This window comes from Bartonella sp. B17, from assembly GCF_053795755.1.
Genome location: NZ_CP200032.1, coordinates 493,417 through 510,984, shown reverse-complemented (window position 1 = coordinate 510,984; position 17,568 = coordinate 493,417). Strand labels below are relative to the sequence as shown.

13 protein-coding genes are annotated in these 17,568 nt (G+C 39.9%); 7 read left to right on the top strand and 6 right to left on the bottom strand.

The features are described from left to right. Positions 1-352: 352 nt before the first annotated feature. Positions 353-2,563, bottom strand: a complete 2,211-nt coding sequence (locus V4B18_RS02345) for a primosomal protein N' (protein WP_455476238.1) — start codon at positions 2,561-2,563, stop codon at positions 353-355. 389 nt (positions 2,564-2,952) lie between these two features. Here V4B18_RS02345 and fsa point away from each other — a divergent pair, with 389 nt between their 5' ends. Beyond that, a complete protein-coding gene (gene fsa, locus V4B18_RS02340; protein ID WP_455476237.1) occupies positions 2,953-3,606 on the top strand; it encodes a fructose-6-phosphate aldolase in 654 nt (217 codons plus the stop codon). Here the strand turns inward: fsa and V4B18_RS02335 are convergent. Continuing rightward, on the bottom strand, positions 3,603-4,178 hold the full coding sequence (locus V4B18_RS02335; RefSeq protein ID WP_455476236.1) for a hypothetical protein: 576 nt from the start codon (positions 4,176-4,178) through the stop codon (positions 3,603-3,605). The two genes, fsa and V4B18_RS02335, sit on opposite strands and share 4 nt — an antisense overlap. Beyond that, the gene (leuS, locus tag V4B18_RS02330) at positions 4,165-6,795 is read right to left on the bottom strand and encodes a leucine--tRNA ligase (RefSeq protein WP_455476235.1); all 2,631 of its coding nucleotides are present in this window, start codon (positions 6,793-6,795) and stop codon (positions 4,165-4,167) included. The genes V4B18_RS02335 and leuS overlap by 14 nt, the downstream gene beginning before the upstream one ends. 157 nt (positions 6,796-6,952) lie before the next feature. On the opposite strand from leuS, the gene V4B18_RS02325 reads away from it, so the two are divergent. From V4B18_RS02325 to V4B18_RS02300, 6 genes are all read left to right on the top strand, one after another. Beyond that, complete coding sequence (locus V4B18_RS02325; protein WP_455476234.1) at positions 6,953-7,645, top strand: YggS family pyridoxal phosphate-dependent enzyme; 693 nt, start codon at positions 6,953-6,955, stop codon at positions 7,643-7,645. Positions 7,646-7,877: 232 nt separating this feature from the next. After that, positions 7,878-9,821: an acetate--CoA ligase gene (gene acs / locus V4B18_RS02320; protein ID WP_455476233.1), complete on the top strand. Its 1,944-nt coding sequence runs from the start codon at positions 7,878-7,880 to the stop codon at positions 9,819-9,821. A gap of 260 nt (positions 9,822-10,081) precedes the next feature. Continuing rightward, the gene (gene ftsE, locus V4B18_RS02315) at positions 10,082-10,741 is read left to right on the top strand and encodes a cell division ATP-binding protein FtsE (RefSeq protein WP_455476232.1); all 660 of its coding nucleotides are present in this window, start codon (positions 10,082-10,084) and stop codon (positions 10,739-10,741) included. Beyond that, positions 10,734-11,687: a cell division protein FtsX gene (locus tag V4B18_RS02310; protein WP_455476231.1), complete on the top strand. Its 954-nt coding sequence runs from the start codon at positions 10,734-10,736 to the stop codon at positions 11,685-11,687. The genes ftsE and V4B18_RS02310 overlap by 8 nt, the downstream gene beginning before the upstream one ends. Before the next feature lie 4 nt (positions 11,688-11,691). Further along, positions 11,692-12,357 (top strand): YdcF family protein, encoded by a 666-nt coding sequence (locus V4B18_RS02305; RefSeq protein WP_455476230.1) that lies wholly within the window; start codon positions 11,692-11,694, stop codon positions 12,355-12,357. 44 nt (positions 12,358-12,401) lie between these two features. Further along, complete coding sequence (locus V4B18_RS02300) at positions 12,402-12,575, top strand: hypothetical protein (RefSeq protein WP_455476229.1); 174 nt, start codon at positions 12,402-12,404, stop codon at positions 12,573-12,575. Between the two features lie 301 nt (positions 12,576-12,876). Here V4B18_RS02300 and V4B18_RS02295 read toward each other — a convergent pair whose 3' ends face one another. Genes V4B18_RS02295 through V4B18_RS02285 form a run of 3 tightly spaced genes read right to left on the bottom strand, consistent with a single transcriptional unit; the run spans position 12,877 to position 17,558 of the window. Continuing rightward, entirely contained in the window at positions 12,877-14,859 is a 1,983-nt protein-coding gene (locus V4B18_RS02295) for a MacB family efflux pump subunit (RefSeq protein ID WP_455476228.1), read from the bottom strand. A 3-nt stretch (positions 14,860-14,862) separates the two neighbouring features. Then, a complete protein-coding gene (locus tag V4B18_RS02290) occupies positions 14,863-16,083 on the bottom strand; it encodes an efflux RND transporter periplasmic adaptor subunit (protein ID WP_455476227.1) in 1,221 nt (406 codons plus the stop codon). Next, the gene (locus V4B18_RS02285; RefSeq protein WP_455476226.1) at positions 16,080-17,558 is read right to left on the bottom strand and encodes an efflux transporter outer membrane subunit; all 1,479 of its coding nucleotides are present in this window, start codon (positions 17,556-17,558) and stop codon (positions 16,080-16,082) included. The genes V4B18_RS02290 and V4B18_RS02285 overlap by 4 nt, the downstream gene beginning before the upstream one ends. Positions 17,559-17,568: the final 10 nt, after the last annotated feature.

The window sequence follows — 17,568 nt, the reverse complement described above, 5'->3', positions numbered from 1 at the left end:
TCTGATAACTATCAGATGAAATGAATCAGACGTCCTAAATTTTAAGAACTCTCCGCTTAAAATTCTCCACTTAAAATCTAGAACAAAAAACTTTCTGGTTTCTAGCATAGACATAACCGACTCGCAACACCACAAATCGATGCTTTCTAAAAATTTTAAATAAAATATTCAAAATATTTTTAAAAATCATTTTTAGATATGAAATAGAATTACAATTTTTTTGCATCTCTATTTATATCTTCCAAAATTTTTAAAAAGCACGCCACCTTTAAAAGCAGTTTCCTTTTCAAAGTTTTTCTGAGAAAGTAAATCTCTCTGTTATTTATTCTCTGTTATTTATATTGCTTTATTTTTAAAGGAAGCTTTGCGGATCAATATCAATTTGCACCCGAACAGAACTTGGTATTTTGGGAGCACTTGCAAGGATTGCACGAATAAAGTCTTGCATATTAAAAGAGCGTTTTCCTTGCAACAAAAGTCGAAAACGATAACGTCCCCGCACAAGAGCTAGCTGTGCTTCCGCAGGCCCCATAAGTGAAACATTTTTTTCCCGTGGTGCAGCTTGACGCAGTGCACGCGCGTAATGTTCTGCAGCTTGACGCTTTTCTGAAGATACAATTAAAGAAGCAAGCCGCCCAAAAGGAGGTAAATGATAATTCCGCCGCATTGCAAGTTCATGCTCGTAAAAATCTTCACATTTCTGTGAAAGCAAAGCTTGTATTACCGAATGATCGGGTTGATAAGTTTGCAATAATCCTAAACTTTTCAATCCCATACGCCCTGCCCTGCCTGTAACCTGAGATAAGAGCTGAAAAGTGCGTTCAGCCGCACGTAAATCCCCATTAGAAAGACCAAGATCCGCATCAATTACCCCAACTAAAGAAAGCCGAGGAAAATGATGCCCCTTCGCGACGAGCTGAGTCCCAATAATAATGTCAACATCCCCCTTTGTGACTGCCTCTAACTCGCTTCGCAATTGACCAATTCCACCTTTCAGATCAGTGGACAAAATCAACAATCGCGCCTGTGGAAAAAGTGCCTGAGCTTCTTCAGCAATTCTTTCCACACCTGGTCCACAAGCCACGAGATGATCGAGAGTTCCACATTCAGAACATGCTTCTGGAAGCGGTTGATGATAACCACAGTGATGGCATTTAAGTTTTCCTTGTAAACGATGTTCAACCAACCAACTTGAACAATTCGTACAATGAAAACGATATCCACAAACTCGACACAAAGTTAAAGGCGCATAACCACGCCTATTGAGGAAAAGGAGTGCCTGTTCCTCCTTCTCAAGAGTTTGCATCAAAGCCCGTTCAAGAGCAAAAGAAATAAAGCGCCCCCTTGGCGCGCCTCCTTGACGCATATCAACCACTTGCAATTGCGGGAGCGCTGCCGCTTTAAAACGCGATGGCAAATTAACCTGTTTATAACGCCCCCACGAGACATTTGCCTGACTTTCGATCGACGGTGTAGCTGAGGATAAAATAACAGGAAAATGCTCAAAAGAGCCCCGTGCAACCGCCATATCACGTGCATGATAAAAAATGCGTTCTTCCTGTTTATAAGCACCGTCATGTTCCTCATCAACAACAATGAGTCCAAGTTCTTGAAAAGGTAAAAAAAGTGCTGAACGTGCTCCCGCAACAACCCGCACACGCCCCTCTGCAACTTGCCGCCATACACGTTCACGACGACGCGGTGCTAAATCTGAGTGCCACTCTGCTGCTGCTGCGCCAAAACGCGCATAAAAACGATCTAAAAACTGCTGTGTTAAAGCAATTTCTGGCAATAAAATTAAAACTTGCTTGCCGCATATCAGTGCCTGAGCAATCGCTTCAAAATAAACTTCCGTCTTTCCTGATCCCGTAACGCCCTCAAGCAGAAAAACTTGAAACTTGGAAGACAAAACACCTTCCCGCAACAAAGCCGCCGCTTCACTTTGCGCACCTTCTAACACGGGAAGACAAAAATTAGGATCAGGCATCGCCACAAGATCAGGTGATGGCACCATAACATTTTCAAAAACACCAAGCGATTTTAACCCATCAACAACAGAAACAGAAACACCTGCCGCATGCGCAAGACCAGAACGTGTCCAAACACTACCACCACGCACCAACTCTAAAACCCGTGATCGTGCTGGCGTTAAACGCCCCACATTCCCACCACAATAGCGCAACCCCATCATCTGTTCTTCTGGTTCTAAAGCAGCTAACACACACAAAACCAACCGTGCAACAGAACCAAAGGGAGCCATCGTATATTGACTAACAAAGCGCAAAAATGTGATCGTTTCTGCCTTTAACGGTGGACAATCAAAAACATGAAGAATTGAGCGTAATTTTTCACGCACCACAGGCTTACCCATTTGCGAAGATTTAGCTGTTTGCCCGCCAACTTCTACCACAAACCCACAAACCTCACGCCCCATCACTGGAACACGAACAAAAGAACCGACCTCCACCTCCATAGAAGATGGAACCACATAACTATAAGCATGAGAAACAGGAAGAGGCACCAAAACCGAAACAATTGTTTCCTCTACCATATTTGATTTCACTTTTTGTACCAATCTTTATATGAACCTTTTAGACAGATATTATTCTTTATACTTTGTCTTTCGAATATGATCCCCTTGCAAAAATTCTTTTTTGCGTGATTTATCATTTTCTCCATCAACAACATCCAATCAGTGATGATGATTTTTAATTCGTATTTAATACTGACACCATATAAATGCTAAAACCCCAAACAAACTTTTTTTTCACATTTTTGCTCTCTTTCCAAAGCTTAAATTTTTCCTTTTCCCCAATAAATCATCAACTTGCCATAAAGATATCCATTCCCACTCTTGCTTTTGTGATAAATGATGACGCATAACAGCAACAGAGCAAAGCAGCAGAAATTTTTGATTATAAAGAGCTGAAAAACCAAGGAAAGAAGTTAAGAATGAAGTTTTTTGTGGACAGTGCAAATGTTGAAGATATCATAGAATTGCAAAATTTGGATCTTGTTGATGGTGTTACTACAAATCCCTCTCTTATCTTAAAATCAGGACGCAATATCCTTGATGTCACAAAAGAAATTTGTAATCTGGTCAAGGGGCCTGTTTCCGCTGAAGTCACCGCAACTGGATTTGAAAACATTATGGAAGAAGCCACTGTTTTAGCAAAAATTGCCGACAATATTTGCATAAAACTTCCCTTAACATTTGATGGATTGAAAGCGTGTAAAGCGCTGACAAAACAAGGATTAAAAACAAATCTTACACTTTGTTTTTCTGCCAACCAAGCCTTATTGGCAGCCAAAGCAGGTGCAACATTTGTTTCGCCTTTTGTTGGTAGGATCGACGATTACGGCATAGATGGCTGTGAATTGCTTCATGAAATTCGCACAATTTACGATAATTATGGCTTTCAAACACAAATTTTAGCAGCCTCAATCCGCACCGTTAATCATGTTAAACAAGCCGCACTAAGCGGTGCAGATGTTGCGACTATCCCACCAGCAATCTTAAAAGCTCTCATCAAGCATCCCTTAACCGATAAAGGCTTACAAATATTCTTGGCAGATTGGCAAAAAACTGGACAAAATATCGCCTAATGCTTTGCAAGATCTCTTGAAAGCGATAAGAAAATCCGCTCAGCCAATTCTTTAGCTGCATACCTTTGTGCACTTTCTTCTGCCTGTAGCGTTGCATATTCTTGGCGAAGTCGTTCAAAAGACACATTTGCAGTTTCCATTCCTTGCGCAATGATTACATTTTTCATATTTTGCAGTGTATAGGAAACTTTGCTCATGACAGTTCCAAGAGAGAACCGTCCTTCCCTATATCGCTCAAACTCTATTGGCACAGATGCCCGTGTAAACACCGATATCTGCAATGCTAATCTATAAGCTGGAGCAGAAGGTGTGCTTCCATTTCCATAGAAAAGAAACAGTAAATGATTGCGCACCATTTGACTAAAGCGATCTGAAGGTTCTTCAATGATAATACTTGCAAGCTTTGCAGAAAGCTCCAAAGATTTTTTGCTTGAAACCCGACTAGGAGAAACAGAATCCACCGTTGTCGAAATCTGAGATGCTTCACGATAAAGCGGTTCAATTGTGCATCCACACAAAAACAGGAGCAAACCAGCAAACCCAGCAAAAATAAAATTTTTAAAGAACAACATTAACAATCCTCTGTGGAACAACAATCATCTTTTTTATCGGTTTTTGGACTAGATGTGCTTGGATAAAATCAAGAGCCAAAACAGCTTCTTTAATCATTGCTTCATTAGCTGTTGCTGGAACTGTTATCTCACCACGTTTTTTACCATTAACTTGTACTGGTAAAGTATAGCACGTCTCAACGGTTAATGCAGGATCATAAAGAGGCCAAAGGCGCTCAGAAATCAAAGTTTTGCCTCCTAAAGCAGTGTGGCATTCTTCTGCTAAGTGAGGCATGATCGGTGCAATCATCGCAAGAAAAAAATCCATTGCTTGGCGTAAAGATGCCTTCATTTCATCTTCAAGATTTGCCACATTATTTGACAATGGTGCTATCACATTTAAAAATTCATAAAGGCGTGCAATCGCCCGATTAAACGCGAATTTTTCTAAATCATCTTCCACAGCACGAAGTGTGCGATGCGCCATTTTTGAAAGTTCTAAAGCCTGCCCTTGATGTCCCGCACACGGGAGTACATCCTTTAAAACTGGAGCACTCAAAACCACACAGCGCCAAACACGCTGAACAAAGCGATGTGCGCCTTCAACACCAGATTCTGTCCAAATAACGTCACGATCAGGAGGAGAATCTGATAATACAAACCAGCGCACTGTATCAGCTCCATAGGACATGATAATATCATCAGGATCAACGACATTCTTTTTTGATTTTGACATTTTTTCAATCAGGCCAATCGTCACTTCGCTTTGATCAGCCAATTTATAAGCGTGACGTTTTCCATCTTTTTCAACAACAGCAATTTCTGCTGGTGAAACCCAACCCTTATCATCCCGATAGGTTTCATGAACAACCATTCCTTGAGTAAAAAGCCCTTTAAAAGGCTCATCCATATTCACATAACCTACAATTTTCATGGCACGCATAAAAAAACGTGCATAAAGAAGGTGCAAAATCGCGTGCTCAATCCCACCAATATATTGTTGCACGGGCAACCACTTAGTTGTTGCATCTTTGTCAACAGGCTCTTGTGCCCAAGGTGCAGTAAAGCGCGCATAATACCAAGAAGAATCAACAAATGTATCCATTGTATCCGTTTCCCGTTTGGCAGGCTGACCACAAGAAGGACACGTAACAGTTTTCCAACTTTCATGACGTGCAAGAGGATTGCCAAGCTGATCAAAGGTTACATCATCAGGCAGGACAACAGGCAAATCAGCGCGCGGCACAGGCACCACCCCACAAGCAGCGCAATGAATCATAGGGATCGGACATCCCCAATAACGTTGACGCGAAATTCCCCAATCGCGCAATCGAAACTGCACTGTTTTTTTCCCCTGAGGCTGACCATGAAGCACTTGCTCCTCAAGACGATTTGCTGCCGCTTCAAAAGCTTGTTGTGGCGTTAAACCATCTAAAAATCCTGAATTGATCATCACCCCATCACCAGTATAAGCCGTTTCAGCAATCATAAAATCCTTAACATCAATTCCTTTTGGTAAAACCACTGGTCGCACGGGAAGATCATATTTGCGTGCAAAATCTAAGTCTCTTTGATCATGTGCGGGACAACCAAAAACAGCGCCTGTCCCATAATCCATAAGCACAAAATTGGCTATATAAACGGGAATACGTATAGTTTGATCAAAGGGATGAACAGCCAAAAGCGATGTGCGAAACCCTTGTTTTTCAGCGGTTTCAAGTGCTTCAGTTGTCACTTCACCACATCGACAATTTTCGATAAAAGCGCTAAGAACTTTATCTTTTTGCGCTAAGATTTTCGCGATAGGATGATCAACAGACAGCGCTAAAAAAGAAGCTCCAAAGAGCGTATCAGGTCGCGTTGAGTAACAGACAACTTCGTTAAACGTCTCACAAACATCATTGTCCACCTCTGTCGTTTCTAAAGCCCAACGGATCAACAAGCCTTGTGACTTTCCAATCCAGTTTTTTTGCATAGTGAGGACTTTTTCTGGCCACTGATCAAGCTTTTCAAGCCCTGCCAATAAATCTTCACTAAAATCACTAATTTTAAAGAACCACTGCGTCAATTCACGCTGCTCAATCAATGCACCAGAGCGCCAACCCCGTCCATCAACAACCTGCTCATTTGCCAAAACAGTCTGATCAACAGGATCCCAATTAACTTTAGCCACTTTGCGCGTAATCAACCCCTTTTCATAAAAATCAAGGAAGAGCATTTGTTGACAGTGATAATAGTCCACATCACAAGTTGCAAATTCACGTGACCAATCCAGAGAAAGCCCCAACTGCTTTAATTGCCCGCGCATAACTGCAATGTTCTGGTAGGTCCAAGTTTTGGGATGCACTTTATTTTGCATAGCTGCATTTTCAGCTGGCATACCAAAAGCATCCCATCCCATGGGATGAAGCACATTAAACCCCTTTGCACGTTTATAGCGCGCAACAACATCTCCCATCGCATAATTACGCACATGCCCCATATGAATGCGACCCGAAGGATAGGGAAACATTTCTAAAACATAATATTTATCACGCTGATCCTCTTGATTTGTTTGAAAAACTTTCTTTTCATCCCAAATTGCTTGCCATTTTTTTTCTTGGGCACGTGGATTATAGCGTTCGACTGTCATTCCCATTATACTCTTTAATAAAATTGAACCAAAAACTTGTTTTATGCTTCACCATGGATTAAGCCAATCGTCAACATTTTCAGTAAATATTTTACAAACTTTTTACAAAGTTTTTACAAATCATTGCTCCATTCCTAAACAAAAACAGAAAGCATATGAATATATGAGCACACCTTACACCACCTCTGATATATCTTCCATTGAAGCGTGGCAAAATATTCAAAAAGACATTGCTAAAATATGTCAAGAAACGCATCGTTCCTTAGAAGAGGTTCAACTTTTAGCTGTTTCAAAAACTGTGTCTGCAAACAACATTATTCCTCTTTTGCAAGCAGGTCAGTCTCTTTTTGCGGAAAATCGTGTACAAGAAGCGGCTGAAAAATGGCCAAATTTGCGTAAACAATTTAATCCTATTGAACTTCATCTCATCGGCCCTTTACAATCCAACAAAACAGAACAAGCCGTCAAACTTTTTGATGTCATTCAAACGATTGATCGCGAAAAAATAGCTAAATATTTAGCTGAAGAAATGCAAAAACAAAAAAAATATCTTTCCTGCTATGTCCAAGTCAATATCGGATTAGAACCGCAAAAAAGTGGCATTGCACCACAAGAAGTGATCCCTTTTGTCGATCAGTGCAAAAATCAATATGGACTAAACATTATCGGTCTTATGGCAATCCCACCCGTAGAAGAAAACCCCGGTCCCTATTTTGCCCTTTTAGCAAAACTTGCAAAAAAAGCTGGTCTTCCAAAACTTTCTATGGGAATGTCCAGCGATTTTAAAATTGCTCTTCAATTTGGCTCTAATATTCTTCGCATTGGCTCAGCTCTGTTTGGAAAACGTCCTGCTTGATCCCATTTTTAATGAAAATACCGCATTTAAGACTCAAAAACAGCAGTAAAATTCTCCTTTGAATATAATCAGCGTAAAATTTAAAAATTGTCGCTCCAGCTTATATAATATATTCTAAATCTAAAAGTGAGGCTTTTAATTTAAAGAGAAGCCGAAAAGGGAGGGTTTTGTTCTAAAAAATAAAAATACAGCGGCTAATCTTTCCAAACAGTACACTTCACGGGAGGGAAATATGTCTGAAAAAATCTACCCAATACCAGCTGATATCAAAAAAAATGCTTTTATTAATGAAGATATCTATAAACAATGGTATCAAGAAAGCATCCATGATCCAGAAACTTTCTGGGCAAAACACGGACAACGCATCGAATGGTTTAAACCTTATACAAAAGCCAAAAACACCTCTTTTAACGGCAATGTCTCAATCCAATGGTATGAAGATGGCGTAACGAATGTTGCCTATAATTGTATTGACCGCCATTTAAAAAATCATGGTGATAATATCGCACTAATTTGGGAAGGAGATAATCCTTATCATGATAAAAAAATAACCTATAATGAACTTTATAAACATGTCTGTCGCTTTGCCAATCTCTTAAAAAGTCGGAGTGTAAAAAAAGGTGACAGAGTTACCATTTACCTACCAATGATTCCCGAAGCAATCTATGCCATCCTAGCCTGCGCCCGTATTGGTGCCATTCATTCAGTTATTTTTGCAGGCTTTTCTCCTGAAGCAATAGCAGGACGCATTGTCGATTGTGGATCCACCTTCATCATTACCGCCGATCAAGGTGTCCGTGGAGGAAAATTAATAAAATTAAAAGACAATATTGACCACGCTATTAATATTGCAGCGCGCCATCATGTGCATGTTAATCAAGTCATGGTTATCAAGCGCACCAGCGGAAAAATTGAGTGGGTAAAAGGGCGTGATTTTTGGTATCATGAAGAAATATCTCATACCAAAACAGACTGTCCACCAGAAAAGATGAACGCTGAAGATCCACTTTTCATTCTTTACACCTCTGGCTCAACAGGCACACCAAAAGGTGTTTTACACACAACAGCTGGCTATCTTGTTTACGCATCGATGACACATCAATATGTTTTTGATTATCATCTTGGTGAAATTTATTGGTGTACTGCCGATATTGGTTGGATTACTGGTCATTCTTATTCGATCTACGGCCCTTTATGCAACGGTGCCACAACTTTAATTTTTGAAGGTTCACCAAGCTTTCCCAGTCAAAGCAGATTCTGGGAAATTGTCGATAAGCACAAAGTCAATACACTCTACACCGCACCAACTGCTATTCGCATGCTTATGGGTGCGGGAAATTCATTTGTTGAACGCTCTAAAAGAACATCTCTCCGCCTGCTTGGCACCGTAGGTGAGCCTATTAATCCAGAAGCATGGGAATGGTTTTATCATACGGTTGGAGACAGTCGCTGTCCCATTCTTGATACATGGTGGCAAACAGAAACCGGAGGACATATGATTACCCCCCTACCTGGTGCAACACAACTCAAACCAGGATCAGCTACACGTCCTTTCTTCGGGATCCAGCCTCAAATAATCGATCCGCAAGGAAATGTTTTAGAAGATGGAGCAGAAGGTAATCTCTGCATCATTGACTCATGGCCTGGTCAAATGCGTACCCTCTATAATGACCATGAGCGCTTTGTACAAACTTACTTTTCCACCTATAAAGGAAAATATTTTACAGGCGATAGTTGTAAACGCGACAATGATGGCTATTATTGGATTACAGGACGTGTTGATGATATTCTCAATGTCTCTGGACACAGATTAGGAACAGCTGAAATTGAATCAGCGCTTGTTTCACATTTTGCGGTTTCAGAAGCAGCTGTTGTCGGTTATCCTCATCCTATTAAAGGACAAGGAATCTATAGCTTTGTCACCTTAATGAAAGGCAGCAATCCAAGTGAAAAATTACGCCAAAATCTTATTCAACATGTCAAAAAAGAAATAGGCTCCATTGCTATCTTAGATAAAATTCAATTTAGTCCTCAACTCCCCAAAACGCGATCAGGAAAAATTATGAGACGTATTTTGCGAAAAATTGCCGAAAATAAATTTGATAATCTAGGAGACATTTCAACCCTTGCTGAACCGCAAGTCGTTGACGATCTTATTGCCAATCGCCAAAATTAAAGAGAGCACGACTTAATACAACAGAGAAACATATCATCGGCTTTTGTACTAGAATCGCCATAGTATTCTTGCTAAAATCACCTATAAAGTAAAAAAGAAAAACTTAATAATTAAATGATACTTTGACTATCTTAAAAAAACAAGCAATGCTTCTAAATATAAGCGAGAGTAATTGAGTATAAACACTTATAAAAACCTAAAGTAATGATAGCAAAGTGCCCTACAATGATTCAATAGAGAAGCAGAAGTGGTAACTAAAAGTGATTCATTTTGAAAATGTCGGTCTGCGCTATGGAATGGGTCCTGAGGTTTTGCGTGATATTAGCTTTCATATTCCTCCTGGATCATTTCAGTTTTTAACTGGCGCCTCTGGAGCAGGGAAAACATCGTTGATGCGTCTCATGTTTTTGGCGCTCAAACCAACCCGTGGTCATATTGATTTATTTGGCACTGATACAGCATTGCTTAAACGACAAGAGCTTCCCGCACTACGGCAACGTATTGGGGTTGTCTTTCAAGATTTTCGCTTACTTGACCATATGACCACATATGAGAATGTCTCACTACCTTTGCGCATTAAAGGGCAAGAAGAAGCAACTTACCGCAGTGAAGTGGAAGACCTTTTATCTTGGGTAGGTCTTGGAAATCATATTCATGTTTTACCGCCTGTTCTTTCTGGTGGAGAAAAACAAAGAGTGGCTATTGCGCGTGCACTTATCGATCAACCTGAAATCCTGCTCGCCGATGAGCCAACGGGAAATGTTGACCCACCTCTAGCAAAACGTCTATTGCGTTTGTTTATTGAATTAAACCGTTTTGGAACTGCTGTTGTCATTGCCACCCATGATGTTGCGCTTATGGAACAAGTCGCAGCACGGCGTATGATTCTCCATAATGGATGGATGACAATTCATGAATAAGTCTTTCCCAATTTTTACAAGCAATAAAAAGTACACAACCCCTATTATTCCCAGAGATAATATTTCTGGACAAGCACTCGTTGCAGTAATTGCTATTATGACATTTTTATCAAGCCTAACATTAATTGGTGTTGATTTAATACAGCGTGCTACCGACAATTGGAGCAATCAAATTAGCTATGAAGCGACAATTCAAATACGTCCCGTGGAAAATGTTGATATAGAACAAGCCCTCCGCGAGGCGGTTAAATTAGTTACAACATTTCATGGTGTAAAAAATGCCAAAATTGTTGACAAAAAATCCACTGAAAAACTGCTCGAACCTTGGCTTGGAACGGGTTTAGATTTAAATGAATTACCACTTCCCCGACTGATTATCGTAACATTGAAAGAAGATGAAAAAATTAATTCTCACGAAATCAACCAAGCAATCAAAACACAAATCCCAGGAGGTCAGTTTGACGATCATTACGTTTGGATAAACCGTTTTGCAAAAATGACACATACGACTATTTTTATTGGCTTTTCAGTCTTAATACTGGTTCTATGTTCACTTATACTTACGATTATCTTTGCTACGCGCAATGCGTTAGCAGAAAATGATCACATTATCAATGTATTATACTTTCTTGGTACTGAAGCTCTTTTCATTGCTCGACAATTCGACCAGCATTTTTTAAAAACTGCACTACGCGGTGCCTTATATGGCGGTGCTGCCAGCATATTCTTATTTAGTGCCGTCATTTTTTGGACAAGCTATAATCTAGAGACAATCGAAGCCAGCCAAGTAACAGCTTTGTTTGGACATTTTTCCATAAGTTCTATACCTTATGGAAAAATCATTTGCTTGATTCTTTTTGTTTCTCTCCTTACTATGCTAACAAACCGGATAACCATTTTGATACAACTTAAAAAGATCGACCAGTGCGAAAGCGGTTTATTTTAATTTTATGAACGACAACTCACATAATCTAAAATTAGCGACACAGGATAATTTGACGTGTCAAAAACATACTCCATGCATAAGTCATTGTGGGCGTTTGTTCCGCTACTTTCCACCAACAACGCTTTCTCTTTTAGTGATAATGCTCTCCTTTTGCATTGGATTTGTTATTTTTTCTGAAAAAACTGATCGGCTTAAACCACAAGATCCTTTACCGAAGGCAGATGCAATTATCGTTTTAACAGGTGGAGAAAATCGAATAAAAACAGGGATTAATCTCTTGCAGCAGAAACTTGGTTCGCGTTTACTTATCAGTGGTGTAAATACAACAACCAGTCTCGATAACTTCATACGCCTCAACCATATTAATCCCAAGCTCTTTGCCTGTTGTATTGACATTGGAAATAAAGCGACCAACACAAAAGGAAATGCCGAAGAAAGTACAGCTTGGATCAAAAAACATAATTATAAAACAGTTTATATTGTCACCCATGATTATCACATGTGGCGTTCTTTGCGTGAACTTAAATATTTAATGCCTGATATCAATTTTATTGCCTATACCGTTAAAAATAACAGCGTTGAAAACTCAATACAACAAATCAATCAAATCCGAATTTTAGCATCCGAATATATCAAAACTATCGGAGTCTATATCAGAACTGCATTCTGATCTTTGCGCATCGGTTTTTTGTAAGTTTCTCAAGCCAACATAAAATGAACGATATTTATATACCACTTAAAGTTCACGGAATGTATTGGCTTTTACATGATAGTAATCGCTTAAACATTATAACATCAGCCTACATTGATATTGGTATTTCTCCTTTGGACTGCATTTTTGTACAAAAATTTAAAAACGCTTTTCAGAACAAAAATGCTGTTTCTTAATAAATTCTAATAATACACTTTTTATGACAACAGAAAAAATATCCTATTTTACCTGTGCCTGAGAACCTGTTAATTATTGTGTTGGCGTAGCTGCTTTTATGTGCGCTCAAATATTTAATGCTTTATGGTAACTTCATTACCTATGTTCTTTTAAAAAGCAGCATTAAAATTTGACCAACAGGTCAATTAAAATAGCCTCCCAATCAATTTCTCTTTATACGAAATACATCATTCAAGATTAACAGGATCACAGTCACCATAACAGCTTCCCTTTAGCTCTCTTTTGCAAAATTGATGACACTTAATTGCGTGAGAGAGCAATAACAGGATCCAGCCGTGAAGCTTGTCGCGCTGGCGAAAAGCCAAAACACAATCCAATAGCAGTTGAAAAGGTGAGAGCGATGATAATTGAATCAATCGTATACATAAAGGGGACAGGCGCCTTAAACAATATAAACAAACCGCCGATAGAAAATCCAAAAAGAACTCCCAAACTACCACCAATCACACAAACCAAAATCGCTTCAATTAAAAATTGCTGTAAAATATCACTTTGACGCGCACCAACTGCCATACGCACCCCAATTTCATTGATTCGCTCAGAAACAGTGACCAGCATAATATTCATAACACCAATACCGCCAACAACCAATGAAATCGCTGCAATTGAAGACACTAAAAGCGTTAAAATCTGTGCACTTTCTATGACACGCTCTCGGAATGATTCAGAGTTTTTAATGAAAAAATCTTTTTCACCATGCCGAGCAATTAAAAAACGCTGGATTTTAACCTCAGCTAAATGCGAGTCAACATTATCAGCAATCTTCAGAGTAATTGCACGAACATCTGTAGTCCCAATAAAACGCGTTTGCACTGTTGTATAGGGCAAATAAATCTGCAACGTATTTGACATGCTTGCACTATTATTTGGAGCCACAACACCAACAATACGCGCTGGCACTTTACCTATAAGCACTACTTTCCCAATAGGGCTCTCACGACTATGGGGAAACAGAACGGGAATCGCTTCTTTTTCTATTACTAAATCAACCGCCCGATCATGCACACTTTTGCGATCAAATAACTGCCCTTCAACGGCACTGAGCCCTTGTGCTTGAAAGAATTGCTCTCCTACTCCCGCAATCACAGCACCCACTTCAACTGTACCAAAACGGATCTTAGAGCTCGCCGAAATCTGCGGTGTTACACCAGAAACATAAGGCAATCCAGCAAGAGCTTCTGCGTCAGCTTCAACTAAACTGGTTATTTTATCTGCTTGTTGATCAGAAAAGCTTTTCCCCGGAAAAATTGTCAATGTATTAGAACCTAGACTCTTAAAATTTTCTAGAATTTTTTCTCGTGTACCATTTCCCAAAGCCACCATTGCAATAATCGCACCAATCCCGATAATCACTCCAAGCATTGTTAAAAAAGTCCGCATCCGATGAGCATTCATTGCCAACAAAGCCATAACAAACGCTTCACGAGAACGCTCAACAAAAGAACGAAAAAAATTAAATTTGTGCTGCTGGTTTAAATTTTTCTTTTGATAAAGGGGGAGACCATCTTTTCTTGTTTTTGCAGTCTTTAAGAGATTATCGGCAATAATTTCTCCGTCACTGATTTCAATAATACGCTCTGCTCTTTCCGCCACTTGCATATCATGGGTTACAATAATAATGGTGCGTCCTTCTTTATGAAGCTCTTCCAAAATACGCAACACTTCTTGGCCACTCTGTTTATCTAATGCACCCGTTGGCTCATCCGCAAGAATAACCTCAGCATCATTGATTAGTGCACGAGCAATAGACACACGTTGCTGCTGTCCACCTGAAAGCTGGTTTGGACGATAATTGACCCTATCTCCCATACCTAGACGTGTTAAAAGATCCCGAGCACGTTTTCTTCTTACTTGAGCGGCACAGCCTGCATAAATAGCTGGAATTTCAACATTGCCAAGAGCTGTCAATTCATTTAACAAATGATACCGTTGGAAAATAAATCCAAAATGATTGCGTCGCAAAGCTGATAGTTCATCAGGAACAAGAGTTGCTGTTTCTTTTCCTGAAATCCAATAGCGACCAGAATTTGGTCGATCAAGGCACCCTAAAATATTCATCAATGTGGATTTTCCTGAACCAGAAGCCCCCACAATGGCTACCATTTCACCGCGCTTAATAGTAAGATTGATATTTTTCAAAACAGGGACAAATTTTTCCCCTGCTGGAAATTTGCGCACGATATTTTCCAAAACGATCACAGCATCCGTTTGCTCTGTTTTCATGTTTTAGATCTCATCCTCATCGTGCATATTAGAAGAAGAATCCAGTGTTACCTCACCGCTCGAACCCGTAATAACCACATCTCCTTCATTTAATCCTGAAACAATTTCTGCCATCACCTTATTATTGAGCCCAACGGTTACCTGTTTTGCAACTACTTTTCCCTCAACGAGAAGAGAAACCCACGCTTTACGCTCCTTTGTCATATCACGTAAAGCATCACTTGGCACCACCAAAACATTTTGGGCACGACCTAATATAATATGAACTTGAGCGGTCATATAAGTACGCAGAAAATTATCCTTATTATCAACATGCGCAATTCCGCTATAATAGATAGCCGACGATGCTAAAGCACTAGAATTTCCAACCATACCAGGATTAATACTCACATCAGCACGAATCGATTCAGGTGCCGGTTCTATCTGTTCTAAAGTACCATCATAACGTCGTTGTGAATCACCCAAAACGGTAAAATACAAAGGTTGTCCAGCACGAACTTTCAGAATATCGACTTCTGAAATTTGCGCTTTAATTGTCATCTTTGATAAATCGCCCAAAATAACAATTGTTGGTGCTGATTGAACTGCATTTACATTTTGTCCTTCTTCGACAACTGTTGCTAAAACTGTTCCCGCTGAAGGAGCAGTCACCCGCGTATAACTTAGGTTAACCTTTGCACTGTCTACATCAATTTGTGCTTGAGCAATCTGTTCACGAAGCTGAGCAATTTGCGCTTCACGTATTTTTACTTGTGTTACAGCATCATCAAGATTAGCTCGTGAAATAGCACGCGCTTCAATCAATTGTTTTTGACGATATAAATTCTTTTGTGCAAGAGCGAGATAAGCTTCTTGTTCTGACAAACTTGCATAATAATGTACTAACGCTGCTTTTTTTCTTTTTAGATCATTTTCCTGATCTGTGGGATCAATCTCCGCCAAAAGATCCCCTTTTTTCACAACACTTCCAGGAAAAACATGCATTGATACAATACGCCCTGTTGCGCGCGCACCAACAGCGACCAACCGATAAGGGCGCACAATACCAGAAGCTAAAACACTTTCCTCTATATCACCACGCTTGACCACCGCTGTCATATAAGTTGGTGTAGAAGTTCCAAGAGAACGTAACCATAAAAAAATAATGACAAGGAAAACACTCCCTAAAAATAGAGAAAGTTTTTTGCGTTTCATAATGAAATTTTTGATTAAATCTTTTTTCATTGTCTTACCTTCGTACGCGAATGGGTAACACCATCAATGACTTCTGGACGTGACGCATCAACCACACCATCCCAACTACCACCCAACGCTTTCATCAGTGCAATATATTGAGTAACCAAAGAAATACGGCTATCTTTAAGCGCTATTTGCGAAGAATAATAAGAACGATCAGCATTTAATAATTCAAGGAAACTGGTATTCCCATTTTCGAAAAGATTCTTTGAAAGCTTTAATGATTGCAGATAAGCTGCATCGGCTACGACAAGCTTTTCTAAACGCTGGCGTTCTTTAATCAATCCCACGAGTGCATTTTCTACATCTTCTAATGCCTTCAGCACAGCAGCTCGATAAGCAATAAAGGCTTGATCACGCTGTGCACGCGCAACCGCTACAGAAGCCACAATCTGTCCACCATTAAAAAATGGGAAACGCAAACCGGATCCAAAAGACCACCCAATTGTTGAGTTTTTCCACAATTGATCAATTGTTCCTGCCGCAGTTGAAATATTACCGGTTAAAGTCAATGATGGATAGCGCTCTGCTTCACGCTGTCCAATACGAGCTGTCGCCTGCGCATATTGGCGCTCTGCCCGCCGTAAATCCGGACGTGTTAACAAAATATCAGCGGGAATTCCTGCTGGTATAGGCCAATCAGGTTGTGGAATCTTCATATTTTGAGCATCCTTTTGCAACATATCCTTCAAAGCCGTAGGCACACATCCTACTAAAACAGAAAGACGGTGAATGCTCATTGCCAAATTCGCTTCCATCTGTGATATATCTGCTTCTGTATTAGCCACTTGCGCTTGTGCATTTGAAACATCAAGCTGTGAAACATCACCAGCGCTCAACTTGGCACGCACCAATTTCAATGTTTTACGCTGCGATAAAGCAATTTGTCGCACAAGTAACAGTTTCTGTTGCCAACCACGTACTTGAACATAATTTGTCGCTACATCCCCCAGCAACGTTACCATTGTGGCACGCATATCCTCCTCAACAGCGTCAAGACCATAACGTGCTGCTTCAACCGCACGCTTATGTCCGCCAAAAATATCAAGCTCCCAGCTTGCATCAAAACCGCTATTATATTGATTTAAAGACGTACCAGATAATCTAGAACTGCGAGTTGCTGAAATTGAATTTGACAAACTTGGTGAAAAATACCCTATAGTTTGCCTTAAACTGGCTCGTGCTTCACGAATCCGCGCTTTGGCAATAGCAATATCATTATTTTCAGAAATTGCGTAATTTATTAATTCATTTAAGATGGGATCATTTAGGCGCTTCCACCATCCTACAAGTGCAACTGGATGAGAAAGGGTTTGCGCAGACTGTTGTCCCCAAACTTCTGGAACCTTAAAAGACGTTTTGTGGTAATTGGAACCAACTATACATCCTGGCAGCATAAAAAAACAGAAAGCACTATAAAATAATTTTTTAAAATCAATTCGTTTCAAACTTCTGATATGCATCCATTCTCCA

Bases quoted from the DNA above. Each gene is read 5' to 3' on its own strand.
- fsa (WP_455476237.1), top strand. From the start codon at position 2,953: ATGAAGTTTTTTGTGGACAGTGCAAATGTTGAAGATATCATAGAATTG.
- V4B18_RS02335 (WP_455476236.1), bottom strand. From the start codon at position 4,178: ATGTTGTTCTTTAAAAATTTTATTTTTGCTGGGTTTGCTGGTTTGCTC.
- leuS (WP_455476235.1), bottom strand. From the start codon at position 6,795: ATGGGAATGACAGTCGAACGCTATAATCCACGTGCCCAAGAAAAAAAA.
- V4B18_RS02325 (WP_455476234.1), top strand. From the start codon at position 6,953: ATGAGCACACCTTACACCACCTCTGATATATCTTCCATTGAAGCGTGG.
- acs (WP_455476233.1), top strand. From the start codon at position 7,878: ATGTCTGAAAAAATCTACCCAATACCAGCTGATATCAAAAAAAATGCT.
- V4B18_RS02310 (WP_455476231.1), top strand. From the start codon at position 10,734: ATGAATAAGTCTTTCCCAATTTTTACAAGCAATAAAAAGTACACAACC.
- V4B18_RS02305 (WP_455476230.1), top strand. From the start codon at position 11,692: ATGAACGACAACTCACATAATCTAAAATTAGCGACACAGGATAATTTG.
- V4B18_RS02300 (WP_455476229.1), top strand. From the start codon at position 12,402: ATGAACGATATTTATATACCACTTAAAGTTCACGGAATGTATTGGCTT.
- V4B18_RS02295 (WP_455476228.1), bottom strand. From the start codon at position 14,859: ATGAAAACAGAGCAAACGGATGCTGTGATCGTTTTGGAAAATATCGTG.
- V4B18_RS02290 (WP_455476227.1), bottom strand. From the start codon at position 16,083: ATGAAAAAAGATTTAATCAAAAATTTCATTATGAAACGCAAAAAACTT.
- V4B18_RS02285 (WP_455476226.1), bottom strand. From the start codon at position 17,558: ATGCATATCAGAAGTTTGAAACGAATTGATTTTAAAAAATTATTTTAT.